The organism is Maritimibacter alexandrii, from assembly GCF_005871115.1.
Taxonomy (GTDB): domain Bacteria; phylum Pseudomonadota; class Alphaproteobacteria; order Rhodobacterales; family Rhodobacteraceae; genus Maritimibacter; species Maritimibacter alkaliphilus.
This window is the reverse complement of the sequence record NZ_SWKQ01000011.1, coordinates 79,299-101,659: the sequence shown is the minus strand read 5'-3', so window position 1 is coordinate 101,659 and position 22,361 is coordinate 79,299. Positions and strand designations below refer to the sequence as shown.

Here is a 22,361-nt window from a genome sequence, read left to right as displayed (position 1 = left end):
GGGGACAGATGGCCGAACCTAACAGCAAGCCGAACACGACCGTGTTCGCGCCGTGGACCGACCCGGACGCCGTGCCGCTGATCCGGTTCAGGAACGTCACGAAACGCTTCGGCGACTTCACCGCGATCGACGACCTGACACTCGACATCTACGAGCGCGAATTCTTCGCGCTGCTCGGTCCCTCGGGCTGCGGCAAGACCACGATGATGCGGATGCTGGCGGGCTTCGAGAACCCGACCGAAGGCAGGATCGAGATCGGCGGTCAGGACATGGCGAACGTGCCCCCGAACCTGCGCGCCGTGAACATGATGTTTCAAAGTTACGCGCTGTTCCCTCACTTGTCCGTTTACGACAACATCGCCTTCGGCCTGAAACGCTCGGACATGCCGAAAGAGCAGATCCCGGACCGCGTGAACGAGATGCTGCGCCTCACGCGGCTCGAACGCTTCGCCAAGCGCAAGCCGCACCAGATTTCCGGCGGTCAACGGCAGCGCGTGGCGCTGGCCCGTTCGCTCGCCAAGGCGCCGAAGCTGCTGCTCCTCGACGAACCCTTGGGTGCGCTCGACAAGAAGCTGCGCGAAGAGACGCAGTTCGAGCTTATGGACATTCAGGAAAAGACCGGCACCACTTTCGTCATCGTGACCCACGATCAGGAAGAGGCGATGACGGTCGCCTCCCGCGTGGCGGTGATGGACGCGGGCGTCATCAAGCAAGTTGATACGCCGCCCGCGATCTATGAAACCCCGAATTCGGTCTACGTCGCCGACTTCATCGGCGACGTGAACCTGATCGAAGGCATGGCCGCCAAAACAGGTGAGCATGCTTACGAAATCACCTATGCCGAGGGCGTGGACCCGATCAAAGTGACGGAATGCGAACATGAGATCGCCGAGGGGGCCAAAGTCACCTTTGCGATCCGCCCCGAAAAGATCGTCGTGACACAAGACCCGCCCGAAGACCGCGCCAACGCGATGCAGGGCAAGATCATCGATATCGGCTATCTGGGCAACCTGTCGACCTATCACGTGGAATTGCCGGGGGGTCAGATGGTCAAGGCGACCATGACCAACGCCAGCCGCATCTCGCGCCGCGACTACACGTGGGAAGATACGGTCTGGCTGGGCTTTCGGTCGTCGGCGGGCGTGGTGCTTTCGGAATGAGACGCGCCGCGCTCATCCTCCTGCCCTATTCGTGGCTGATCGCGCTGTTTCTGGTGCCGTTCCTGATCGTCATAAAGATCAGCCTGTCCGATATCGCCCTTGCGATCCCGCCCTATACCCCGAACCTCGACCTCAGTCAGGGATGGGCGGGGATCAAGGATTTCCTGTCGCAACTCGACCTCGACAATTTCAAGTTCCTGACGACCGACGACCTTTACTGGAAAGCCTACCTGTCGTCCTTGCGCATCGCGCTCCTGTCGACCTTCCTCACGCTCTGCGTCGCCTACCCGCTGGCCTACGGCATGGCCCGCGCGCCCGACGAATGGCGCCCGACCCTGATGATGCTGGTCATCCTGCCGTTCTGGTCGTCCTTCCTGATCCGCGTCTATTCGTGGAAAGCGATCCTCGCCAACGAGGGGCTGCTGAACCAGTTCCTGATGCTGATCCGGGTGATCGACGAACCGCTCACGATCCTGAACACGCCCACCGCGGTCTATATCGGCATCGTCTATACCTACCTGCCCTTCATGGTGCTCCCGCTGTATTCGGCGCTGGAAAAGCTCGACGGCTCGCTTCTGGAAGCGGCCGAAGACCTTGGCTGCACCCGGTTTCAGGCATTCTGGCTCGTCACCTTCCCGCTGTCGCGCAACGGGATCATCGCGGGCTGTTTCCTCGTCTTCATCCCGGTCATGGGCGAATTCGTGATCCCGGCGCTTCTGGGCGGCTCGCAGACCCTGATGATCGGCAAGGTGCTGTGGGAGGAGTTCTTCTCGAACCGCGACTGGCCCGTGGCCTCGGCGGTGGCGGTGATCCTGCTCGCCATCCTCGTGATCCCCATCGTGCTGTTCCAGCGCAACGAGGAGAAACAGCGGGAGGCCGAGGGATGAGACGTCTGAGCTGGTTCAACGCGACCTCCCTGACCATCGGCTTCGCGTTCCTCTACATGCCCATGATCATCCTCGTGGTCTATTCGTTCAACGAATCCAAACTGGTGACGGTCTGGGCGGGCTTCTCGACCAAATGGTACGGCGAGCTGTTCCGCAACGAGGCCTTCCTCGACGCCGCATGGGTCACCCTGCGCGTCGCGGTGTTTTCGTCGACGCTGGCCACGATCCTCGGCACGGCGGCCGCTTACGTGCTGGTGCGCGGCGGCAAGTTCTTCGGCAAGACGCTGTTCTCCGGCATGATCTATGCCCCGCTCGTCATGCCCGACGTGATCTTGGGCCTGTCGCTCCTGCTCCTCTTCATCGCCGTCGGGCTCGACCGGGGGATGCTCACCATCATCCTCGCCCACACGACCTTCGCCATGTGTTACGTGGCCGTCGTCGTATCCTCCCGCCTCGTCAGCTTCGACCGCTCGCTGGAGGAGGCCGCGCTCGACCTCGGCTGCACGCCGTGGGATGCCTTCCGCAGCGTAACGCTTCCGATCATCGCACCGGCGGTGGTATCCGGTTGGCTGCTTGGCTTCACCCTGTCTCTGGACGACCTCGTGATCGCCTCGTTCACCTCGGGTCCGTCCTCCACGACCCTTCCGATCAAGATCTTCTCGGCCGTGCGTCTGGGCGTCAGCCCGGAAATCAACGCACTCTCCTCGATCCTGATCGGGTTCGTAACAATCGGCGTGATCACCTTCTCGATCTCGACCAAACGCGCGGTGGTCCGCCGCAAGCGCGAAGAAAACGCAGTGATGTGATGAAAGACTTCCTCGACGAATACGCGGCCTTCTGCGCCGAGCACGGGCGCCCTGAACGCGTCGAACTGATGATGTGCGACATCAACGCGATCCTGCGTGGCAAATGGCTGCCCGGCGACGATGAGGAAAAGCTGGCCAAGGGCGGCGTGCGGATGCCGCTGTCGACCTATGCGCCCAACATCCTTGGCGAAGAGGTCGAGGATACCGGCCTCGGCATCGCCATCGGCGACCCCGACGGGCACCTCTTCCCGGTTCCCGGGTCGCTGCGCCCGGTCCCGTGGGCCTCGGCCTCGGGCGGCAGCGTGGCGCAGGTGCTGTGCGAAATGCATGACGAGAACGATGAGGTCGCGCCCTATTCCCCGCGCCGTCAGCTTGAAAACGTGCTGGAACGCTATGCCGCGCGCGGTCTGACACCCGTGGTCGCGACCGAGCTTGAATTCTATCTCTACAAGCCGCGCGAAGACATGAACGACGCGCCGATCCCGCCGGACCGTTCGCCCACCGCGCAGAATTTCGACCTCGACGTGCTCGACCGCACGCAGGCGATCCTCGACGACATTCTCGACGCGGCGTGGGATCAGGGGATGACCCCGGACACGCTCATCGCGGAATACGGCCCCGGCCAGTTCGAGGTGAATTTCCACCACACCGACAACGTGATGGCCGCCGCCGACGACGCGCTCTACTTCCGCCGCCTCGTGCGCGGGGTGGCGCGCAAGCATGGCATGTCTGCCACCTTCATGGCGAAACCCTATGCCGACTACCCCGGCAACGGGATGCACGTGCACGTCTCGGTCGTGGACGCGGAAGGCAAGAACATCTTCGACGCGGGCACCGAAGACCCCTCGCCGCTCTTGAAACAGGCGGTCGCAGGCGTGCTCGACACGATGGATGACCTTCAGGCGATCTTCGCCCCGCATATGAACAGCTACCGCCGCTTCCAGCCCGGCAGCTTCGCGCCGCACACGCCCGACTGGGGCATGGACAACCGCGCCGCCGCCGTCCGCCTGCCCGAGGTCGAAGGCCCCGGCGCGCGGCTCGAACACAGGATCGCGGGCGCGGATGCCAATCCTTACCTCGTCGTCGCGGGCGTGCTCGGCGGGATGCTCTACGGTCTCGACCACCCGGACCTGCCGCTGCCCGCCCCGCTCGACGAACAGAACGGGCAGTTCTCGGACCCGCTGACCTCGGACTGGTACACCGCCGTCGAATGTTTCGCGGAAAGCGATGTGGCGGACGAGATGTTCCTGCCGGGCTACCGCGACATCTACGCCGCCGTGCGCCGGGACGAGATTTCTCAGCTCACCACCGCGATCAGCCAGATCGAATACCGCACCTATCTCGGGCGGCTGTGAGCCACCTTTACGAAGCGCGTGCCTATACCGAAGCGCCACGCGCGAAGTGCGCATGGGGGATCGACCGCGACTGGCCGGGTTTCTCGGGCGAGGGCGCGGCGGATGTGGCGATCATCGGCGCGGGCTTCACGGGCCTGTCGGCCGCCCTCACGCTGGCCGAGGCGGGCGTTTGCGTCACGGTCCTCGAAGCACAGGTGCCCGGTTGGGGCGCGTCGGGGCGCAACGGCGGGTTCTGCTGCATCGGCGGCACGGCCCTGCCCGACGCAATGCTGACGAAACGGTTCGGGACCGATGGCGCCCGGGCGTTCCTCAACACGCAACTCGTGGCCATCGACCACGTCTCGGCCCTGATCGAACGGCACGCCCTCGACGTCCAGCGTCATTCGGACGGCGAGGTGCTGCTGGCCCACTCCGCCCGCGCGGCCAAGACGTTCGCGGACGAGGCCCGCGCCTGCGAGGCGCAGGGCCTGCCCGCCCAAGTGCTCTCGAAAGCGGACCTCGACGCGCGCGGTCTCGGCGGCCCCGGCTTTCACGCGGGCCTTCACCTGCGTAAGGGCTTCGGCCTCGACGCCGGGGCCTATGTCACCGGGCTCGCCCATGCCGCCCGCGCGGCGGGGGCACGGATTTACGGCCAAAGCCCGGTCCAGAGCCTCGACAAGTCCGGGGACCGCTGGCACCTGACCACACCCGCCGGAACACTCACCGCCAATCGTATCCTCGTCGCGACCAACGGCTACACGCAGGAACGGCTCGGCCCGCTGCGCGCCCCCGTCCTGCCGATCCAGTCCAACGTGCTCGTCACGCGCCCCCTCACCCAAGCCGAACTGGCGGCGCAGGGCTGGACCTCGGACCTCATGGCCTATGACGCACGCAGTCTACTCCACTATTTCCGGCTGATGTCCGACGGGCGCTTTCTGTTCGGAATGCGCGGCGGCATCCGCGCCACAGCCCGCGCCGAGACCCGCACCAACCGCCGCCTGCTCGCCCATTTCCACGCCATGTTCCCCGCATGGCGTCACGTCGACATTCCCCATACATGGTCCGGCCTCCTCGCCTATTCCCGCGATCTGATGCCCCACGTCACCGAAATCGGCGGCGATCCCAGCGCCCTTGCCGCCATGGCCTACCACGGCAACGGCGTCGCGATGGGCACATGGTCCGGCCACGCCGCCGCGCACCTCATGCTGGGCGACGACATCCGCCCGGCACCGATGCGCACGCCGCTCACCCCCTTCCCGCTCGCCCCCCTGCGCCGCAACATCCTGCGCCTGGGCTACCCGCTCGCCGCGATCCGCGACGCGCTCTGATCTTCTCTGTTTCGGGAAACCTCGGGAGAGCGCGAGAGGGCTGGCCCTCTCGCACGGGGTGTTTGAGGGGTTCACCCCTCAACGATAAACGGGGTGTTTGAGGGGTTCACCCCTCATATCTGAGAGCGCGGGCGCAAGCCCGCTCCGTCAGGTCACGCGGCCAGTGGTTCGATCAGCGCGGGCCCCGAGGCGCGGTTCGAATTCACGGCCTTGTCCACCCGGTGATAGGTCAGCACGTCTTCGCCCGGCGCCTGCATGAGCGTCGCGGCCCCGTGCCCCTCTTCGCCCAGCCACTTGCCCCAGTCGTCCTGCTCGATCACCACCGGAATACGGTTGTGGATCGGCGCCATCAGCGCGTTCGCCTCGGTGGTGAGCACGGCGAGCGTGGGCAGACCGTCCTCCCCCCACTCCTGCCAGATCCCGGCCATGACCAGCGGTTCGCCATCGGCGCGGTGAAAGTAATGCGGCAGTTTCTCGTCGCCCTCGCGCAACCATTCGTAAAAGCCCGAAACCGGCACCAGACAGCGCCGCTCCCGCACCGCCTTTCGGAACGCGGGCTTCTCGGCCACCGTTTCGGACCGCGCGTTGATCAGGAGCGGCCCGTCGTTCAGCTTCTTGTACCAGACCGGCACGAAGCCCCAGCGCATCGGGCGATAGCGCCGGCCCTCCTCCTGCGTGACCACGGCCACGTCCTGCGTCGGGCAGATGTTGTAATCGGGAAGTTGCGGCAGCGCGTTCGCCGGCACGGCGTCGAAAAGCTTGGCCACCGCGTCATGCGGCAAGGTGTTGGCCATGCGCCCGCACATGGATCAGCCGGTCCAGCCCTTGCGGGCGATGGCGATCCGCGCCTCCATCATCGACATCTCTTTCATGATGTCCTTGCGCGACACGGCATCCGTGGTCTGGCGCAACTCCTCACGCAGCTTTTCCAACTCGCGGCCCAGCGCGATGAAGGGCGGCACCGCGTTGTTCTCCTGCATCACACGGCGCAGGAGCGCGTTTTCCGGGTCGTCCTCGGGCGGCAGCGGCTTGCCCGCGCCCGGCAGGTTGTCGAACTCGCCGTTCTTCTCGGCCTCGGCGATCTTGGCCGAGATGAGGTCCATGAGGGGATGATCCATGCGCGTGATCCTTTCGCTGACAAAGATAGGCGCAGGCGCGCAAAAAGAAAGCCCCCGCCGGTCACCCGGCGGAGGCTCCCGTCACGTCACACGCCTTATTCGGCGGTCTTGATCCGTCCGTCGGTGAAGGGCTCGTAAGGCCCCATCGCGGCGAGGTATTCCGCCGTCACGTCGGCCAGGTCCGGCCCGAAGTCATAGGCATTGGCCGCCCCTTCGAACACCGAATAGCCGTCCCCGCCGTTGCGCACGTAGTTGTTCGTCACGGCGAGATATGTCTCCTCCGGGTCGATCGGTTCCCAGTCCATGCCGGAGGCGACATAGACGTCGACGATCCGGCTGCCCGGCTCGGCCTCCGGATCCCAGGTGAACTGAAGGCCCGCGACCTGCGGGAAACGGCCCGCGCCCTCTTCGACCTGGCTCACACCGTTCTCGAGCGCGGCGACGATGTTCGCCCCCGTCGTCTCGAAGGTCGACAGCGTGTTCTGGAACGGCAGCACCGTCAGAACCTCGCCCATCGTCACCTCGCCCGCGTCGATGGACGCGCGCAAGCCACCGCCGTTGGTGATCGCGATGGTCACACCCTGATCCGCGACCCGGTCGAGCATCGCTTCGGCGACGAGGTTGCCCATCTGGCATTCGCCCGCCCGGCAGGTGTCGCGCGACCCGTCGATGGCGGCCGAGGCTTCGGCAACCACCTTGTTGCGGATCTCGTCCAGCGGCGCGGCGGCTTCGGCGATCCGGCTCTTGGTCGCCTCGTCCTCGGTCACGGCCGCGTCCATGACCAGCGGCGCACCGGACGCCGCCGTCACGTTGCCCTCGTCATCGAAGGTCACGTTGAGTTCGCCCAGAAACTTGCCATAGGCATAGGCCGATACGATCTGAACCCCGTTCACCACGGTTGGATAGGGGCCAGCCGCCCCGTCCATGTCGCCCAGCAGCGTGTTGGTGTGGCCGCCCACGATCACGTCGACGCCGGTGGTGTTCTCGGCCACCGTCTGATCGACGCCATAGCCCGAGTGGCTGAGAACGATGATCTTGTTCACGCCCTCTTCGGTCAGCCGGTCCACTTCGCCCTGCACCGCGTCGGACGGATCGGTGAAGATGATGTTCTTGCCCGGCGACGACAGCTCATCGGTGTCGATGGGGGTCAGGCCGATCAGGCCGATCTTCTCGCCGCCCTTCTCGATCACCGTCGATTTCATCAGCTTGTCGGCCAGCAATTCCTCGCCCGACACATCCGCGTTGGACATGAGCACGGGGAAATTCACCGCATCCATGAACCCGGCCAGCACTTCGGGGCCGTCGTCGAACTCGTGGTTGCCGACGGTCATCCCGTCATAGCCCATCTTGTTCATCATCTCGGCCGCCAGCGCACCCTTGTAATAGGTGTAGAACAGCGTGCCCTGAAACTGATCGCCACCATCGACGAGCAGCCAGTTCTCGGCCCGGCCCTTGGCCTCTTCGATGGCCGTGACAAGCCGCGCCGAGCCGCCGAAGCATTCGCCCGCGTCGTTGTCTTCCGCCGAACAGCCAGAGTCGTACTTGCTGACCGGCTCGAACCGGGCGTGGAAGTCGTTGGTGTGCAGAATGGTGAGGTTGAAATCCGCCCAGGCCATGCCGGAGGACAGAGCGAGCACGGCGGCAGAGCCGAGGACGCGTTTCATGGGGTGTCTCCCTGTATCGTTATGTTTTGACTATCCGGTCAGATTGTGACGAGTCGCGCCCCCTGTCAAAGGCAAGCGCCCGTCTCACTTGCCAAATCTGCATGACGCCCGTGTAAAAGGCGCATCTGCCCTCGTCGCAGGCATCGGCCAGCCTCCGCGCGTCGGCCCCCCTTGACCAGACCTCGCCCGCGCGGCAAGGGACGGTCATGCTGATCTACAAGATATTCCGCGCAGATGAATGGCAATCCTATCAGGACGCCGGCGAAACCGACGGTGCGCCGATCGACGTCACCGACGGCTACATCCATTTCTCAACCGCCGATCAGGTGGCCGAGACGGCGGCGAAGCATTTCGCGAACGAGGACGGGCTGATGATCGTCGCCTTCAACACCGAGGCGCTCGGCGACACGCTCAGGTGGGAGCCGTCGCGCGGCGGGGCCCTGTTCCCGCATCTTTACCGCAAGCTGGACGCGACAGACGTGGTCTGGGCCAAACCCTATCCGCTCGGCGAGACCGGCCACGAACTTCCGGCGGACGTGCGATGAACCTCGTCGAACGGGTCGGGTTGTTCGCCCTGCACCGGGTCGACCCCGAGCGCGCGCATCGGCTGGCGCTGACGGCGATGAAAGCGGGGGTGGTGCCCCTGCCCGGCACCTTCACCTCGCCCCGCATCGCCTGCCACGTCGCTGGGCTGGACCTTGCCAACCCCGTGGGGCTCGCGGCGGGCTACGACAAGAACGCCGAGGTGGTCGATGCCCTGACGCAGGCCGGGTTCGGGTTCGTCGAGGTCGGCGCGATCACGCCGCGCCCCCAGCCCGGAAATCCGAAACCGCGCATGTTCCGCCTGTCCGAAGATCGCGCGGTCATCAACCGCTTCGGCTTCAACAACGACGGGATGGACGCGGCCTTTGCCCGTCTGACCAAGCGAAACCGCAAGACGCGCGTCCCCGTGGGCCTGAACCTCGGCGCCAACAAGGACAGCGCCGACCGCGCGGGCGACTACGTGCAGGTGCTCGAACGCTGCGGCCCGGTGGTGGATTTCGTCACCGTCAACGTCTCGTCGCCCAACACCGAGAAGCTGCGCGACCTGCAAGGGGCCGAGGCGCTCCGCGCGCTTCTGTCGGGCGTGATGGACGCCCGGCAGGGGATGGACAAGATCATCCCGGTCTTCCTCAAGATCGCGCCCGATCTGACCGAAGCCGAGGTCGCGGAAATCGCGCAGGTGGCGCAGGAGGTGAAGCTCGACGCGATCATCGCCACCAACACCACGCTCGACCGCGAAGATCTGAAAAGTGCAAGCCAGAACGAAAAAGGCGGCCTTTCCGGTGCCCCATTGTTCGAAAAGTCCACGCGCACGCTGGCCCGCCTCGCCAAGCTGACCGGCGGCCACCTGCCGCTTGTCGGCGTCGGCGGCATCTCGTCGCCAGAAGACGCCTATGCCAAGATCAAGGCCGGCGCCCATGCGATCCAGCTTTACTCGGCGCTGGCCTATCAGGGCCTGAGCCTCGTGGACGACATCGCGCGCGGGCTCGACCGGATGCTCGCCGCCGACGGACACGACCACATCTCGACCGCTATCGGCACGGAAACGGAGAACTGGCTATGAGCGACGTCACCATCTGGCACAACCCGCGCTGCACGAAGTCGCGCGAAACGCTGGCCCTGATCGAAGAACGTGGGATCGCGCCGACGGTGCGCAAATATCTCGAAGACGCCCCGTCCGAGGACGAGATCCGCGCGGCCCTCGCCGCCCTCGGCCTCACTGCGCTTCAGGCGATGCGCACGAAGGAGCCGGAATTCAAGGCGCAAGGCCTGTCGAAAGACAGCGACGAGGCCAGCCTGATCGCCGCCATGGCCGCCACGCCGAAACTCATCGAACGCCCCATCGTCTTCGCGAACGGCAAGGCGCGGCTCGGCCGCCCGCCGGAACAGGTGCTCGACATCCTCTGATCTTCTCTGTTTCCAGAAACCTCGGGGTGCGGGGCTGGCCCCGCATCGCGTCGACCGGCCGCAGGCAGGTCGGCGCAAACCCTGCGCGGGCGTCAGCCTGCACTTCTTTCCAACGCCGGATACCGCGCCGCCAGCGTCACGCCGCGCGCGGCATATGAGATAATGTAGGCGGCCCACAGGCCATGGTTGCCGAAGGCCGGGACCAGCAGCACCGCCGCGAGCCCGTAGACGGCCAGCGACACCACCATCATGTTGCGCATGTCCGCCGTCCGCGTGGCGCCTATGAAAATGCCGTCCATCATCCACGGCAGCCAGCCGATGATCGGCGCCAGCACCATCCACGGCAGGTAATCGCGCGCCGCCTGCCGCACGCCTTCGTCCGTCGCCATGATGTCGATGACGACGCCCCCGGCCACGAGGAACATCCCGGCCAGCAGCACGACGATCACCGCCCCCCAGATCGACGACACCACGGCCGCCCGTCTGAGTGCCGCGCGATTGCGTTCGCCCAGCGCCTGCCCGACCAGCGCCTCGGCCCCGAAGGCGAAGCCATCCATCGCATAGGCCGTCACGTGCAGGAACTGGAGTAGCACCTGGTTCGCCGCCAGTGCCACGTCACCGAACCGCGCGCCCATGAACATGAAACTCACGATCATCACTTCGAGCAGCAGGGACCGGATCAGGATGTCGGTGTTGACCCGTGCCATGCTCACGAGCCGCGCCCGGTCCAGCACCCGCGCCCAGTCGCGCCAGTCCGGCACCCGAAAGGCGGCTCGGCACAGCCAGAGCCCCAGCGCCAGACCCGACCATTCCGAGATCAGGGTCGCCACCGCCACCCCCTGCACGCCCCAGTCGAAGCCGAGGACGAACAGCAGGTCGAACACGATGTTGATGCCGTTCATGGTCAGTTGCACCACCAGCACCGACGCCGTCCGCTCCTGTGCGATGAGCCAGCCCATGACGCCATACAGCGCGATCATGGCAGGGGCCGACCAGACGCGGATGCCCATGTAATCGCGGGCGAGCGCCTCGACCTGATCCGAGGCGGGCGCGAACTGGAACGACGCCCAGAACAGCGGGATCTGCAACAGGATGACGGCAGCACCGCCCGCGAAGCCGATCATCAGCACGCGGGTCAGGATCGCGGCGAGCTCTCCCCGGTCGCCGGCCCCCAGTGCCTGACTTGCCAGCCCCGCCGTCCCCATCCTGAGGAAACCGAAGACCCAGTAGATCGCTGTCAGGATGATCGCCCCGATCCCGACGGCCCCGATCGGCGCGGCCTCGCCCAATTGCCCGACGACCCCCGTGTCGACGGCGCCGAGGATCGGCACCGTGACGTTCGCCGCCACCACGGGCACTGCGATTTTCAGAACCCGCTGGTGCGTGATGGCCTGCGCTGTCTCAACCATCCCGTGCGGGCATCAGGAAATGCCCGGTGGCCTGCGCGAACAGGCGCGAGCGATTGTCTTGCCATGCCTCGACATGGACGCTGGCGTAGCGACGCCCCGATCGATTGATGCGCGCGCGGGCATAGGCGTCGCGCGGCAGGCCCGACCTGAGGTAGTCGACGGTGAAGTCGATGGTCTTGGGCAGACGGGGCATGGAACTCGGCGTGAGGTCTTCGATGGTGCGTTCGCCGCTCTCGATCTCCTCCCACATAAGCGCCCAGCCCAGTTCGATGATCGAGGTCACCTCCAGAAACGATGCCGTGACGCCGCCGTGGATCGCCGGTAGGGCGGGATTGCCGATCAGGGTTTCGGTATAGGGCAGCACGGCGGTCAGTTCGTCGCCGCGCCGGTCGAAGTGAATCCCCAGAAAGCCGATGTAGGGCACCTGCTCCACCAGCGCGGACAGGGCCGCATCGCGCCGTTCCTTGACGACTTGAACCGGTTCGGGGCGCTTCATGTCGGCGCTCCCGGCGTCGCGACCGACGGTTTCCCGCCGTCCGCCGTGAAGGCGCCCGTGGCGGTCGCGATCGGGTTGTCGGCATCGTCGTCATGCGCCACGGCGCGCATGAAGGCGACCGAGCGCGTCACGTGGTAGCACTCGGCCCGGCACACGATCCGCTGACCCGGCGTGGCCGCGCGCATGTAGTCGATCCTCAGGTCGAGTGTCGCGGTGACGAGGGGGGCGTCCGGGTGGCTCATGACCGCCGCCCCGCCCGTCGTATCCATCAGCGCCGACACCGCGCCGCCGTGGATGACACCCGTCGTCGGATCACCGACGAACCGCGCGTCATAGGGCATCGAGATGACGGCATCCCCCTCGCCCAGTTCCTCGAGATACATCGACAACGCCTTGGAATAGGGAATCGCCTCGGTGAAATGGCGGACAAGCTGGGCTTTTTTCTTGCGGTCCATCGTGTCTCCGTTTTTCTCGTTTATTCGCGCAGGCGGTCGCACTTACAAGGGCCGAGCGGGGAATTTCGTGCATGGGCTCGGATGGATGCGTCATAAATGAAATACAATTCCGCAAAGCGAAATGACTGGACGTTCCCCGATTCCGGCGTTACCCTGCGTCAGAGTGAGGACAATCCAGCGACGGCCATGAAGATGAAAGACACGCCCGAGGCGAAAGGCGACCTCCTGTCGTTCAAGGAGATGTGCGAGAAGTTCGACGTGACGCCGCGCACGCTGCGCTATTACGAATATATCGAACTGCTCGAACCCGAGAAAGAAGGGCGCACGCGCTGGTATAGCCCACGTGAAGTCGCGCGCATGACGCTTATCATCCGCGGCCGCCGTTGGGGCTTCTCGCTGGAAGAATGCCGCCAGTTCCTTTTGATCTACGATGAAGAGGGCACCGAGGCGCAGAACAAGGTCTGGGTCGAGATGGCCGACCGCCAGCTCGGTGTGCTGGACGAGCAGATTCGCGAGCTTCAGACCGCGCGCGAAGAGCTTCAGGACATGCGCGATCAGGTCGCGCGAGCCATGAAATAAGCGGTCCGGCGGACCTCACCACGTTGTTACGCCACGTTACGTTGACGTAAACGTAATCTTTTGCTGAATTCCGATGTGCGGCGTCCTATGTGACGTCCACGAACAACTTTTGGAGTTTGGCATGACCGACGATCTCATGACCATTCGCGAGATGTGTGACCATTTCGGCGTGACGGCCCGGACGCTCCGGTTTTATGAGCAGAAGGAACTGCTGTCGCCGATCCGCGAAGGTCAGAAACGCCTGTTCACCCGCCGCGATCGTGCACGGCTGAAGCTGATCCTTCGTGGCAAGCGTTTCGGCTTTCCGCTCGAAGAAATCCGTCAGCTTCTCGACCTCTACGACGTGGGCGATCAGCAACTGACGCAATACACCCGCACCATCACGCTGGCCGAGACGCATCTGAACGAGCTCAAGGCCCAGCGCGCGGAGCTGGACGAGGCCATTCGCGAATTGGCCGACCAGCTGGAATGGGGCCGCAACATGCTTGCCTCGATGGAACAGGACGAAGCGGCGGAATAACCGCCCTTCCACGAAAAACGGCATCGTTTACAGGACGATAAAGGGAGAGAACATGCCCAGCTACACCCCCGACACCCGCGATATGGCCTTTCTTCTGCACGACGTGATGAAGGTCGAAACCAAGGACGTTCCCGGCTACGACGAACTGGACCCGAGCTTCACCTCGGCCATTCTGGAAGAGGCCGCCAAGATCTCGTCCGAAGTGCTGGCGCCGCTGAACCGCGTCGGCGATCTCGAAGGCTGCAAGCTCGAGAACGGCGTCGTGCGCACGCCCACCGGCTTCAAGGACGCCTTCGATCAGGTGCGCGACGGTGGCTGGACCGGTCTCGACTGCGACCCGAAATACGGCGGTCAGGGCCTGCCCCACGTGATCGGCTCGGCGGTCGGTGAATTCCTCACCGCGTCGAACATGGCGTTCAACATGTACCAGGGCCTGACCCACGGTGCTTACTCCGCGATCCATGCCCACGGCACGGACGAGCAGAAGCAGACCTACCTCCCCAACATGGTGACCTGCCAGTGGACCGGGACCATGAACCTGACCGAGCCGCATTCCGGCACCGATCTGGGCCTCATGCGCACCAAGGCCGAGCCGCAGGAAGACGGGACATACAAGATCAGCGGGCAGAAGATTTTCATCTCCGCCGGCGATCACGATATGTCCGAGAACGTCATCCACCTCGTGCTGGCGAAAATTCCCGGCGGCCCCGACGGCATCAAGGGCGTGTCGCTCTTCATCGTGCCCAAGTTCCTCGTGAAGGAAGACGGCTCGCTCGGGGAACGCAACGGCGTGTCGGTCGGCGCTCTGGAAGAGAAGATGGGCATCCACGGCAATGCCACCTGCGTCATGAACTACGACGAGGCGACCGGTTACCTGCTCGGCACCGAGCACAAGGGGATGCGCGCCATGTTCACCATGATGAACGAGGCCCGTCTGGGCGTCGGCGTGCAGGGTCTGGGTCAGGCGACCGCCGCCTACCAGAACGCGCTGGAATACGCCCGTGACCGGCTTCAGGGCCGCGCGGTGACCGGCGTCGAAGCGCCCGACAAACCCGCCGACCCGATCATCGTGCACCCTGACATCCGCCGCGCGCTTCTGGATCAGAAGTCGTTCATCGAAGGCGCCCGCGCGTTCGTCCTGTGGTCCGCCGAACTCATCGACCGCTCGCAGCGCAACGGCGACGAAGAGGCCGAGGGCCTTGTCTCGCTCATCATCCCGGTGCTCAAGGGCTTCCTCACCGACAAGGGTCTGGAAAGCGCGGTTCAGGCCCAGCAGGTCTTCGGCGGCCACGGCTATATCGAGGAATGGGGCATGTCCCAGTTCGTCCGCGACAGCCGCATCGCCATGATCTACGAAGGCGCCAACGGCATTCAGGCGCTCGACCTCGTGGGCCGCAAGCTCGCGCAAGACGGCGGCAAGCATGTCATGGGCTTCTTCGAGATGATCAAGTCGTTCATCAAGGAGAACGAGGGCAACGAGGCGCTCAAGGCCGACTTCCTCGACCCGCTCAAGGATGCCTCGAAAGACCTTCAGGGCGCGGCCATGTTCTTCATGCAGAACGGCATGAAAAACCCGAACCACGCGCTCGCCGGCTCCTACGACTTCATGACCATGTTCGGTCACGTCGTTCTGGGCTTCATGTGGGCCACCATGGCGAAAGCCTCGCACGAGGCGCTTGACGCGGGCACCGATGACGCGGCGTTCTATGAAACGAAGCTCGCCACGGGCCGTTACTACATGAAGCGCCAGCTGCCGGCGACCAAGATGCACCTCGCGCGCATCGAAAGCGGCGCCGAGCCGGTCATGGAACTGGCAGCCGAGGCGTTCTGATCGAACCTGGGGAGGACAGAGCCACATGCCCAAACGCTTCCGACTGACCCGCCGCTTCCCGGTCGCCATGACCGAGGACGGGTATCGGAAACTCAAGAGCTTCGCGCGCGACGCTGGGCTCGACGAGGGCGAGGCGCTGTCCTTCCTGTTCGAACATTTCGACAGCGTGACGGATAGCGACGCGCTGGCCCACCGGCTCAGGCTGTTCAATGCCGAGCTGGACGACCGAAAACGCTGAGGAGGACCCATGAAACGCATACTCGCCGCCGCCGCCATCGCGACCGCCCTACCCTTGTCGGCCGTCGCCTTCGACACTTCCGACAAAGCCGCCGTCGAAAGCGCGATCGCAAGCTTTGACGCCGATTTCCGCGGCAAGAACTTCGAAGGCGTGCTGAACGCCATGCCGCCGAAGATGCTGAACTACATGGCCCAGCAGATCGGCATTCCGGCCGCCGAACTGCCCGCAACCATGGCGCGCCAGATGTCGGTGTTCATGGGCGACGTGACGGTCGAGCGGTTCAACATGAACACGAACCGGATGACCACCGGCACCACCTCGGGCGGCATGGACTATGCCTTCATCCCGACGCGCACCACCGTGAAGGGTCCGGAAGGCCGCCAGACGATGAACAGCTACACGCTCGCCCTTCAGGAAGAGGGCAAGTGGTATCTGATCCGCATCGAACAGGAACAGCAGCTCAACATCGTAAAGGCGGTCTACCCCGCTTTCTCGAACGTGCGCCTGCCGAACTAGGCCGCGCGCTGCGGAAGGGCCCGCCCCTTCTCTGTTTCAGAAAACCTCGGGGGGTCCGGGGGGCTGGCCCCCCGGTCCGACCCTGCGAAAGAGAACGAACGGGAGGACAACGGACATGACGGTGAAGCTCTACTGCTTCGGAGAAAGCGGCAATTCCTACAAGGCCGCGCTGGCGATGGAACTCGCAGGCATCGACTGGGAGCCGGTCTTCGTCGATTTCTTCAACGGCGAGGCCCGCTCGGACGCCTACAAGGACATCAACCCGATGGGCGAAGCGCCGGTGCTGGTCGACGGCGACATGAAGCTGTCGCAGTCGGGCGCCATTCAGGACTGGATCGTGGAAAAGACCGGCAAGTTCTGGTCGGACGACCCCGCCGAGCGGCGCGAAATCCTGCGCTGGCAGTTCTGGGACAACCACAAGGGGTCGAGCCAGTTCGGCGTCACCCGCTTCCTGATGAACTTCCTGCCGGAAAAACACCGCAACGCGGATGTCATCGCCTTCATGCAGGGCCGCTGCAAGGCCGCGCTCGGCGTGCTCGAAGCGGAACTCGCCACCCGCGACTGGCTGGTGGGCGACCGCCTGACGATGGCCGACATAAGTTGCTGCGCCTACCTCTACTACCCCGAGCCCTTCGGGTTCGAGCGTGCGGACTACCCCGCGATCTCGGCCTGGCTCGACCGCATTTCCGAAACGCCGGGGTGGAAACACCCCTACGACCTGATGCCCGGCTCGCCAGCCGACCGGGCCTGAGACCGAAAGGACGAAAGGGAGACCTATGTCTGAAGCCTATATTTACGACAGCGTGCGTTCGCCGCGCGGCAAGGGACGTGCCGACGGCAGCCTGCACGAAGTGACCGCCGTGTCGCTCGGCAAGCAGATGCTGAACGCGATCAAGGAACGCTCGAACCTCGACGGCCATGCGGTCGAAGACGTGATCTGGGGCAACGCCACGCAGGCGTTCGAGCAGGGCGGCTGCCTTGCGCGGACCACCGTGCTCGCCTCCGACCTCGACGAGCGCATTCCGGGCCTGTCGATCAACCGCTTCTGCGCCAGCGGTATGGAAGCCGTCAACCTCGCCGCCAATCAGGTGCGCGGCGGCGGTGGCGACGCCTATATCGCGGGTGGGATCGAGATGATGAGCCGCGTTTCGATGGGCTCCGACGGGGCCGCCGTTGCGGTCGATCCGACGGTGGCGATGGACAGCTACTTCGTCCCGCAGGGCATCTCGGCCGACATCATCGCGACCGAATACGGGTTCTCGCGCGACGACGTCGACATGCTCGCCGTCGAAAGCCAGAAACGCGCGGCCGAAGCCGTGGACGATGGCCGGTTCGCCAAGACGCTCGTGACCATCCGCGACGTGAACGGCCTGCCGATCCTCGACCACGACGAATACATCCGCCGCGGCACCGACATGCAGGCCCTTGGCGGCCTCAAGCCCGCGTTCAAGGATCTGGGCGAGGTGATGCCGGGCTTCGACAAGGTCGCCAGGCTCAAGTACCCGCATCTGGAAAAGATCAACCACGTGCACCACGCGGGCAACTCGTCGGGCATCGTCGACGGCTCCGCCGCGATCCTGATCGGCAACAAGGCGTTCGGCGAGCGGCACGGGCTGAAACCCCGCGCCCGGATCAAGGCGACCGCCAAGATCGGCACCGATCCGACCATCATGCTCACTGGCCCCGTGCCCGCGACCGAAAAGATCCTTGCCGACAGCGGCATGTCGATTTCCGACATCGACCTGTTCGAGGTGAACGAGGCCTTCTCGGCGGTCGTGTTGCGCTTCATGCAGGCCTTCGACGTCGACCACTCCAAGGTCAACGTGAACGGCGGCGCGATCGCGATGGGCCACCCGCTTGGCGCATCCGGCGCGATCATCATCGGCACTCTGCTCGACGAGCTTGAGCGCACCGGCAAGGGCACGGGCCTCGCCACTCTCTGCGTCGCCTCCGGCATGGGTGCCGCGACGATCATCGAGCGCGTGTAAGGAGATCTGACAAATGGCTGAATTTACGATGGAAAAGGGCGCCGATGGCGTCGCTGTCATCACCTGGGACCTGCCGGGCAAGTCGATGAACGTGCTTACGCTTCAGGGCATCGAAGAGCTTGAGGGGCTGACGAAGGACGCGCTGGCGGACGACTCCGTCAAAGGCATCGTCATCACCTCCGGCAAGGACACCTTCGCGGGCGGCATGGATTTGAACATCCTCGCCCAATTCAAGGAAAACGGCGCCGAAGGCGTGTTCGAGGGCACCATGCGCGGGCACAAGATGCTGCGCACGCTGGAGCTTGCGGGCATGGACCCCAAGACCAAAAAGGGCGGTAAGCCCGTGGCGGCGGCGCTTCCCGGCACCGCACTCGGCATCGGGCTGGAACTGCCCTTGGCGACGCACCGCATTTTCGCGGCGAACAACCCCAAGGCCAAGATCGGCCTGCCCGAGATTCAGGTCGGCATCTTCCCCGGCATGGGCGGCACTACGCGACTCGCGCGCAAGCTGGGCGTGATGGCGGCGTCGCCGTTCCTGTTGCAGGCCAAGATGTCTTCGCCCGAGGCCGCGGTGAAGGCCGGCATCATCGACGAGGTGGCGGACGATCCGGTCGCCGTCGCGAAGGAATGGGTGCTCTCCGCCACGGACGCCGATCTGGTCAAACCGTGGGACGCCAAGGGTTACAAAGTGCCCGGCGGCGCGCCCTATCACCCGGCGGGCTTCCAGACCTTCGTGGGCGCCAACGCCATGATCATGGGCAACACCTGGGGCGCTTTCCCGGCGCCCAAGGCGATGCTGTCGGCGGTCTACGAGGGGCTCATGGTGCCCTTCGACACCGCGCTGAAGATCGAGGCGCGCTGGTTCACCAACGTCATCATGAACCCCTCGTCGGGCGCCATGATCCGCTCGCTCTTCCTGTCGAAAGAGGCCCTTGAAAAGGGTGCCGTGCGGCCCGAAGGCGTGCCGGACCAGCGTGTCCGCAAAGTCGGCGTGCTGGGCGCGGGCATGATGGGCGCGGGCATCGCGCTCGTCTCGGCGCAGGCCGGCATCGACGTCGTGCTGATCGACCAGAAGCAGGAAGCCGCCGACAAAGGCAAGGCCTACACCGAATCCTACCTCGATGCGGGCGTGAAAAAGAAAAAGACCACGCCCGAAAAGAAGGACGAGGTGCTGGGTCGCATCACCGCGACGACCGACTACGCCGCGCTGTCCGACGCCGATCTCATCATCGAAGCGGTGTTCGAAGATCCGGGCATCAAGGCCGAGGTGACCAAGAACGTGGAAGCCGTCATTCCCGATGACTGCATCTTCGCCACCAACACCTCGACCCTGCCGATCACCGATCTGGCCAAGGCGTCGTCGCGCCCCGATCAGTTCATCGGCATCCACTTCTTCTCGCCGGTCGAGAAGATGCTGCTGGTCGAGATCATCAAGGGCGCCGAGACGGGTGACCGGGCGGTGGCCAAGGCGCTCGACTACGTGCGCCAGATCCGCAAGACGCCGATCGTGGTGAACGATGCGCGGTTCTTCTACGCCAACCGCTGCATCATCCCCTACATCAACGAAGGTGTGCGGATGGTGGCGGAGGGCGTCGAGATGCCGCTCATCGACAACGCCGCACGTCTGCTCGGTTTCCCGGTGGGGCCGCTGCAACTGGTGGACGAGACATCGATCGACCTCGGTGTCAAGATCGCCAAGGCGACCAAGGCCGCGATGGGCGATGCCTATGACGATGCGACCGACGAGATCATGTTCTGGATGTATGACGAGGGGCGTCTGGGCCGGAAATCCAACGCGGGCTTTTACAACTACGACGAAAAGGGCAAGCGCGCCGGCTTCTCGGACGTGGTCAAGGACCGCTTCCCCGCCTCGGACGACCAGCCGGACCTGACCGAAGTGCAGCATCGCCTGATGATGAGCCAGGTCCTCGAAGCCGTTCGCGCGCTGGAAGAGGGCGTGCTCGAAGACATTCGCGAAGGCGATGTGGGCGCCATCCTCGGCTGGGGCTTCGCGCCGTGGTCCGGCGGCCCGTTCTCGTGGCTCGACATGCTCGGCGCGGCGAAGGCGGTCGAGATCTGCGATCACCTGACCGGGGCCTATGGCGAGCGGTTCGCGACGCCCAACATCCTGCGTGAGATGGCCGAGAAGGGCGAAACCTTCTACGGTCGCTTCGGACCGAAGGCCGCGAAGGCCGCCTGATCGTTCCGCTCACGACGTGAAGACCAAACGCCCGGCCCTCTGGCCGGGCGTTTTTCTTTCGTCACGCCACGTCGCGCGCTTCGCTCTTGCCTTCGCCGTCCCAGCCCCGGAAGCGTCCGACGAGATGCCAAAGCTCGCCAACCGACCGCTCGAGCGCCTGCGTCGCCGCGGTCGTTTCCTCGAACATCGCGGCATTCTGTTGCGTCACGCCGTCGAGTTGATCCATCGCGATATTGACCTCGTCGATCCCGTTCTTCTGATCCCGGGCGCGTTCCGCGACAACGTCGATCTTCTGGGCGATGGTGTCGACCCGGTCCGCGATTTGCGCGATTTCGGTGCCGTTCTGCCGGACAAGGCCGACGCCGGTCTTGACCTGTTCCCGGGTGGTCGAGATCAAGCGGTTGATTTCCCCAGCGGAATCCGTCGCCCGCTGGGCCAGCGCCCGCACTTCCGAGGCGACGACGGCGAAGCCCCGCCCGGCCTCGCCCGCCCGCGCGGCTTCGACTCCTGCATTGAGAGCGAGCAGGTTGGTCTGGAACGCGATGTCGTCGATGACCGCGATGATCTTCACGATCTCGTCCGACGAGCTTTCCATTTCCAGCATCGCCGCTTCGGCATGTTCGACGGCTTTCATCGACGAACGGGTACTGTTCCGCGGCCTCGACCGCCTCATCGCGCACGGTGCCGATCTCACGGGTCGACTCGTCGACCTGACCGCGCATCTGCCGCATCGTTTCCGACGTTTCGGCGATAGACGCGGCGGAGCTTTCAGTGCGCCTGGCAAGGTCGCGCGACGCGTTCGAAATTTCGGCGACATGGGCATTGATGGTCTCGGTGCTGAGTGAAATCGCCGACACGATTTCCTTCAGACCGCGGACCGCATCGTTGAAGTCGAGGCGAAGCGGTTTGTATTCCTCGGCGAAGAACTGATCGATGGACACGTTCAGATCGCCGTCGGACATATCCTTGAGCGAACGGGCAAGGTTCTTCACGACCTCGGCAAGCTCTTCGGCCTGGCGCTCGCGCTCGGCCTGCTGGCGCTTCGCGTCCGCTTCCCGTTCTTTCTGGAACTGCATCTGTTGCGCATGCTCTTCGGCGGCCAAGACGCGCTTGCGTTCGGCTTCCTCCAGATCGCGCTGGCGGTCGCGTTCGGCACTGGCGAGCCGCGCTTCCTCGGCTTCTCGCGCTTCGATCTCGGCCGCTTCGAGCGCGTCGCGCATGACGATCAGCCCGTCGGCCATTCGTCCGATTTCATCGCCACGGTCGAGGCGTGGAATCTCGGCCTGATAATCCCGCTGGGCAATGCTGGACAGTGCGTTCGTGACAAGACGGATCGGGGCCGCGATGGACCGCGACAGGCCGAGCGCGATCAGGGTCGCTGCGCCGAGCGCGACGATGCCGATGACGACGAAGGCAAGACCCATGCGGTTGATCGGCCCCACAAGGTCCGATCGCGGCTGCTCGGTCACCACGCCCCAGGTCGTTCCGTGAAAGGTCAGCGGGGTGAACGCGGCTTCGACGGTCCGGCCCGACGCATCGCGGTACACCTCGAGCCCCTTCTGCCCGGCAAGGGCAGCCGCCACCGCCGGGTTGTCCGCCTGCGTTGCGAGAATATCGTTTTCGGGCGTATCGACCCGGTCCGACCGCAACAGCCCGTCGCGCCCCACAAGATAGGTCGCGACGGAGCCCTTTGCGCTGACCGCCGCGTTCATCGCCGCATTGATGCGGCTGACGGGCATCTGGATCGCCAGCACACCCAACGAAGTGCCCAGATCGTCAAAGACCGGCGCGGCGATAAAGGCGGCTGCCGCCCCGTGCGACGGCGCATAGGGCGCGAAGTCGTAGAAGATGGGTTCCGCGCCCGGCGCCAGCCGGCGCGCGT

Annotated in this window: 23 protein-coding genes and 1 pseudogene; 16 read left to right on the top strand and 8 right to left on the bottom strand. The window is 64.9% G+C overall.

The window, feature by feature from the left end:
* The first annotated feature begins 8 nt into the window (after positions 1-8).
* The 5 genes from FCT00_RS08555 to FCT00_RS08535 are packed head-to-tail and all read left to right on the top strand — an operon-like array spanning position 9 to position 5,515.
* A complete protein-coding gene (locus tag FCT00_RS08555; protein ID WP_138422669.1) occupies positions 9-1,160 on the top strand; it encodes an ABC transporter ATP-binding protein in 1,152 nt (383 codons plus the stop codon).
* Positions 1,157-2,047 carry an ABC transporter permease subunit gene (locus FCT00_RS08550; protein WP_008335072.1) on the top strand — a complete coding sequence of 297 codons (891 nt, stop codon included), beginning with the start codon at positions 1,157-1,159 and terminating at the stop codon, positions 2,045-2,047. Before FCT00_RS08555 ends, FCT00_RS08550 begins: the two co-directional genes overlap by 4 nt.
* Positions 2,044-2,853 (top strand): ABC transporter permease, encoded by an 810-nt coding sequence (locus FCT00_RS08545; RefSeq protein WP_008335070.1) that lies wholly within the window; start codon positions 2,044-2,046, stop codon positions 2,851-2,853. The genes FCT00_RS08550 and FCT00_RS08545 overlap by 4 nt, the downstream gene beginning before the upstream one ends.
* Positions 2,853-4,208 carry a glutamine synthetase family protein gene (locus FCT00_RS08540; RefSeq protein ID WP_138422668.1) on the top strand — a complete coding sequence of 452 codons (1,356 nt, stop codon included), beginning with the start codon at positions 2,853-2,855 and terminating at the stop codon, positions 4,206-4,208. Before FCT00_RS08545 ends, FCT00_RS08540 begins: the two co-directional genes overlap by 1 nt.
* Entirely contained in the window at positions 4,205-5,515 is a 1,311-nt protein-coding gene (locus tag FCT00_RS08535; RefSeq protein WP_171042942.1) for an NAD(P)/FAD-dependent oxidoreductase, read from the top strand. The genes FCT00_RS08540 and FCT00_RS08535 overlap by 4 nt, the downstream gene beginning before the upstream one ends.
* A gap of 152 nt (positions 5,516-5,667) precedes the next feature.
* Here FCT00_RS08535 and FCT00_RS08530 read toward each other — a convergent pair whose 3' ends face one another.
* The 3 genes from FCT00_RS08530 to FCT00_RS08520 form a co-directional block, all read right to left on the bottom strand.
* The gene (locus FCT00_RS08530; protein ID WP_138422666.1) at positions 5,668-6,309 is read right to left on the bottom strand and encodes an SOS response-associated peptidase; all 642 of its coding nucleotides are present in this window, start codon (positions 6,307-6,309) and stop codon (positions 5,668-5,670) included.
* Between the two features lie 15 nt (positions 6,310-6,324).
* Complete coding sequence (locus FCT00_RS08525) at positions 6,325-6,633, bottom strand: DnaJ family domain-containing protein (RefSeq protein ID WP_008335063.1); 309 nt, start codon at positions 6,631-6,633, stop codon at positions 6,325-6,327.
* Between the two features lie 95 nt (positions 6,634-6,728).
* Positions 6,729-8,297, bottom strand: coding sequence for a bifunctional metallophosphatase/5'-nucleotidase (locus tag FCT00_RS08520; RefSeq protein ID WP_138422665.1), 1,569 nt, complete (start codon positions 8,295-8,297; stop codon positions 6,729-6,731).
* Positions 8,298-8,503: 206 nt separating this feature from the next.
* On the opposite strand from FCT00_RS08520, the gene FCT00_RS08515 reads away from it, so the two are divergent.
* From FCT00_RS08515 to arsC, 3 genes are read left to right on the top strand one after another with little or no spacing between them, the layout of a single operon-like run.
* The gene (locus FCT00_RS08515; RefSeq protein WP_138422664.1) at positions 8,504-8,842 is read left to right on the top strand and encodes a DUF952 domain-containing protein; all 339 of its coding nucleotides are present in this window, start codon (positions 8,504-8,506) and stop codon (positions 8,840-8,842) included.
* Complete coding sequence (locus FCT00_RS08510; RefSeq protein ID WP_138422663.1) at positions 8,839-9,903, top strand: quinone-dependent dihydroorotate dehydrogenase; 1,065 nt, start codon at positions 8,839-8,841, stop codon at positions 9,901-9,903. Before FCT00_RS08515 ends, FCT00_RS08510 begins: the two co-directional genes overlap by 4 nt.
* Positions 9,900-10,247, top strand: coding sequence for an arsenate reductase (glutaredoxin) (gene arsC / locus FCT00_RS08505; RefSeq protein ID WP_138422662.1), 348 nt, complete (start codon positions 9,900-9,902; stop codon positions 10,245-10,247). Before FCT00_RS08510 ends, arsC begins: the two co-directional genes overlap by 4 nt.
* Positions 10,248-10,339: 92 nt before the next feature.
* Here the strand turns inward: arsC and FCT00_RS08500 are convergent, their stop codons facing one another.
* From FCT00_RS08500 to FCT00_RS08490, 3 genes are read right to left on the bottom strand one after another with little or no spacing between them, the layout of a single operon-like run.
* Complete coding sequence (locus FCT00_RS08500) at positions 10,340-11,656, bottom strand: MATE family efflux transporter (RefSeq protein ID WP_138422661.1); 1,317 nt, start codon at positions 11,654-11,656, stop codon at positions 10,340-10,342.
* Positions 11,649-12,152: a PaaI family thioesterase gene (locus FCT00_RS08495; RefSeq protein ID WP_008335048.1), complete on the bottom strand. Its 504-nt coding sequence runs from the start codon at positions 12,150-12,152 to the stop codon at positions 11,649-11,651. The genes FCT00_RS08500 and FCT00_RS08495 overlap by 8 nt, the downstream gene beginning before the upstream one ends.
* Entirely contained in the window at positions 12,149-12,607 is a 459-nt protein-coding gene (locus tag FCT00_RS08490) for a PaaI family thioesterase (protein ID WP_008335046.1), read from the bottom strand. Before FCT00_RS08490 ends, FCT00_RS08495 begins: the two co-directional genes overlap by 4 nt.
* A 186-nt stretch (positions 12,608-12,793) precedes the next feature.
* On the opposite strand from FCT00_RS08490, the gene FCT00_RS08485 reads away from it, so the two are divergent.
* The 8 genes from FCT00_RS08485 to FCT00_RS08450 all read left to right on the top strand — a co-directional run bounded on the left by FCT00_RS08485 (position 12,794) and on the right by FCT00_RS08450 (position 20,479).
* The gene (locus FCT00_RS08485; protein ID WP_138422660.1) at positions 12,794-13,186 is read left to right on the top strand and encodes a MerR family transcriptional regulator; all 393 of its coding nucleotides are present in this window, start codon (positions 12,794-12,796) and stop codon (positions 13,184-13,186) included.
* 121 nt (positions 13,187-13,307) lie between these two features.
* Positions 13,308-13,706: a MerR family transcriptional regulator gene (locus FCT00_RS08480; RefSeq protein WP_040885885.1), complete on the top strand. Its 399-nt coding sequence runs from the start codon at positions 13,308-13,310 to the stop codon at positions 13,704-13,706.
* Between the two features lie 52 nt (positions 13,707-13,758).
* On the top strand, positions 13,759-15,537 hold the full coding sequence (locus FCT00_RS08475; protein WP_138422659.1) for an acyl-CoA dehydrogenase C-terminal domain-containing protein: 1,779 nt from the start codon (positions 13,759-13,761) through the stop codon (positions 15,535-15,537).
* Positions 15,538-15,562: 25 nt separating this feature from the next.
* Positions 15,563-15,775 carry a hypothetical protein gene (locus FCT00_RS08470; protein ID WP_008335039.1) on the top strand — a complete coding sequence of 71 codons (213 nt, stop codon included), beginning with the start codon at positions 15,563-15,565 and terminating at the stop codon, positions 15,773-15,775.
* A 9-nt stretch (positions 15,776-15,784) separates the two neighbouring features.
* Entirely contained in the window at positions 15,785-16,291 is a 507-nt protein-coding gene (locus FCT00_RS08465; protein WP_138422658.1) for a hypothetical protein, read from the top strand.
* Between the two features lie 115 nt (positions 16,292-16,406).
* Positions 16,407-17,042: a glutathione S-transferase family protein gene (locus FCT00_RS08460; RefSeq protein WP_138422657.1), complete on the top strand. Its 636-nt coding sequence runs from the start codon at positions 16,407-16,409 to the stop codon at positions 17,040-17,042.
* A 25-nt stretch (positions 17,043-17,067) separates the two neighbouring features.
* Complete coding sequence (locus FCT00_RS08455; protein ID WP_138422656.1) at positions 17,068-18,279, top strand: acetyl-CoA C-acetyltransferase; 1,212 nt, start codon at positions 17,068-17,070, stop codon at positions 18,277-18,279.
* Positions 18,280-18,292: 13 nt separating this feature from the next.
* Positions 18,293-20,479 (top strand): 3-hydroxyacyl-CoA dehydrogenase NAD-binding domain-containing protein, encoded by a 2,187-nt coding sequence (locus FCT00_RS08450; RefSeq protein ID WP_138422655.1) that lies wholly within the window; start codon positions 18,293-18,295, stop codon positions 20,477-20,479.
* Positions 20,480-20,540: 61 nt separating this feature from the next.
* On the opposite strand, the gene FCT00_RS21820 is transcribed toward FCT00_RS08450, so the two are convergent.
* Positions 20,541-21,074 (bottom strand): methyl-accepting chemotaxis protein, encoded by a 534-nt coding sequence (locus FCT00_RS21820; RefSeq protein WP_407943657.1) that lies wholly within the window; start codon positions 21,072-21,074, stop codon positions 20,541-20,543.
* A gap of 616 nt (positions 21,075-21,690) precedes the next feature.
* A pseudogene (locus FCT00_RS21815) lies at positions 21,691-21,903 on the bottom strand (HAMP domain-containing protein); the annotation flags it as partial.
* Positions 21,904-22,361 lie beyond the last annotated feature (458 nt).

Bases quoted from the DNA above. Each gene is read 5' to 3' on its own strand.
- FCT00_RS08555 (WP_138422669.1), top strand. From the start codon at position 9: ATGGCCGAACCTAACAGCAAGCCGAACACGACCGTGTTCGCGCCGTGG.
- FCT00_RS08550 (WP_008335072.1), top strand. From the start codon at position 1,157: ATGAGACGCGCCGCGCTCATCCTCCTGCCCTATTCGTGGCTGATCGCG.
- FCT00_RS08545 (WP_008335070.1), top strand. From the start codon at position 2,044: ATGAGACGTCTGAGCTGGTTCAACGCGACCTCCCTGACCATCGGCTTC.
- FCT00_RS08540 (WP_138422668.1), top strand. From the start codon at position 2,853: ATGAAAGACTTCCTCGACGAATACGCGGCCTTCTGCGCCGAGCACGGG.
- FCT00_RS08530 (WP_138422666.1), bottom strand. From the start codon at position 6,309: ATGGCCAACACCTTGCCGCATGACGCGGTGGCCAAGCTTTTCGACGCC.
- FCT00_RS08525 (WP_008335063.1), bottom strand. From the start codon at position 6,633: ATGGATCATCCCCTCATGGACCTCATCTCGGCCAAGATCGCCGAGGCC.
- FCT00_RS08520 (WP_138422665.1), bottom strand. From the start codon at position 8,297: ATGAAACGCGTCCTCGGCTCTGCCGCCGTGCTCGCTCTGTCCTCCGGC.
- FCT00_RS08515 (WP_138422664.1), top strand. From the start codon at position 8,504: ATGCTGATCTACAAGATATTCCGCGCAGATGAATGGCAATCCTATCAG.
- FCT00_RS08510 (WP_138422663.1), top strand. From the start codon at position 8,839: ATGAACCTCGTCGAACGGGTCGGGTTGTTCGCCCTGCACCGGGTCGAC.
- arsC (WP_138422662.1), top strand. From the start codon at position 9,900: ATGAGCGACGTCACCATCTGGCACAACCCGCGCTGCACGAAGTCGCGC.
- FCT00_RS08500 (WP_138422661.1), bottom strand. From the start codon at position 11,656: ATGGTTGAGACAGCGCAGGCCATCACGCACCAGCGGGTTCTGAAAATC.
- FCT00_RS08495 (WP_008335048.1), bottom strand. From the start codon at position 12,152: ATGAAGCGCCCCGAACCGGTTCAAGTCGTCAAGGAACGGCGCGATGCG.
- FCT00_RS08490 (WP_008335046.1), bottom strand. From the start codon at position 12,607: ATGGACCGCAAGAAAAAAGCCCAGCTTGTCCGCCATTTCACCGAGGCG.
- FCT00_RS08485 (WP_138422660.1), top strand. From the start codon at position 12,794: ATGAAGATGAAAGACACGCCCGAGGCGAAAGGCGACCTCCTGTCGTTC.
- FCT00_RS08480 (WP_040885885.1), top strand. From the start codon at position 13,308: ATGACCGACGATCTCATGACCATTCGCGAGATGTGTGACCATTTCGGC.
- FCT00_RS08475 (WP_138422659.1), top strand. From the start codon at position 13,759: ATGCCCAGCTACACCCCCGACACCCGCGATATGGCCTTTCTTCTGCAC.
- FCT00_RS08470 (WP_008335039.1), top strand. From the start codon at position 15,563: ATGCCCAAACGCTTCCGACTGACCCGCCGCTTCCCGGTCGCCATGACC.
- FCT00_RS08465 (WP_138422658.1), top strand. From the start codon at position 15,785: ATGAAACGCATACTCGCCGCCGCCGCCATCGCGACCGCCCTACCCTTG.
- FCT00_RS08460 (WP_138422657.1), top strand. From the start codon at position 16,407: ATGACGGTGAAGCTCTACTGCTTCGGAGAAAGCGGCAATTCCTACAAG.
- FCT00_RS08455 (WP_138422656.1), top strand. From the start codon at position 17,068: ATGTCTGAAGCCTATATTTACGACAGCGTGCGTTCGCCGCGCGGCAAG.
- FCT00_RS08450 (WP_138422655.1), top strand. From the start codon at position 18,293: ATGGCTGAATTTACGATGGAAAAGGGCGCCGATGGCGTCGCTGTCATC.
- FCT00_RS21820 (WP_407943657.1), bottom strand. From the start codon at position 21,074: ATGGAAAGCTCGTCGGACGAGATCGTGAAGATCATCGCGGTCATCGAC.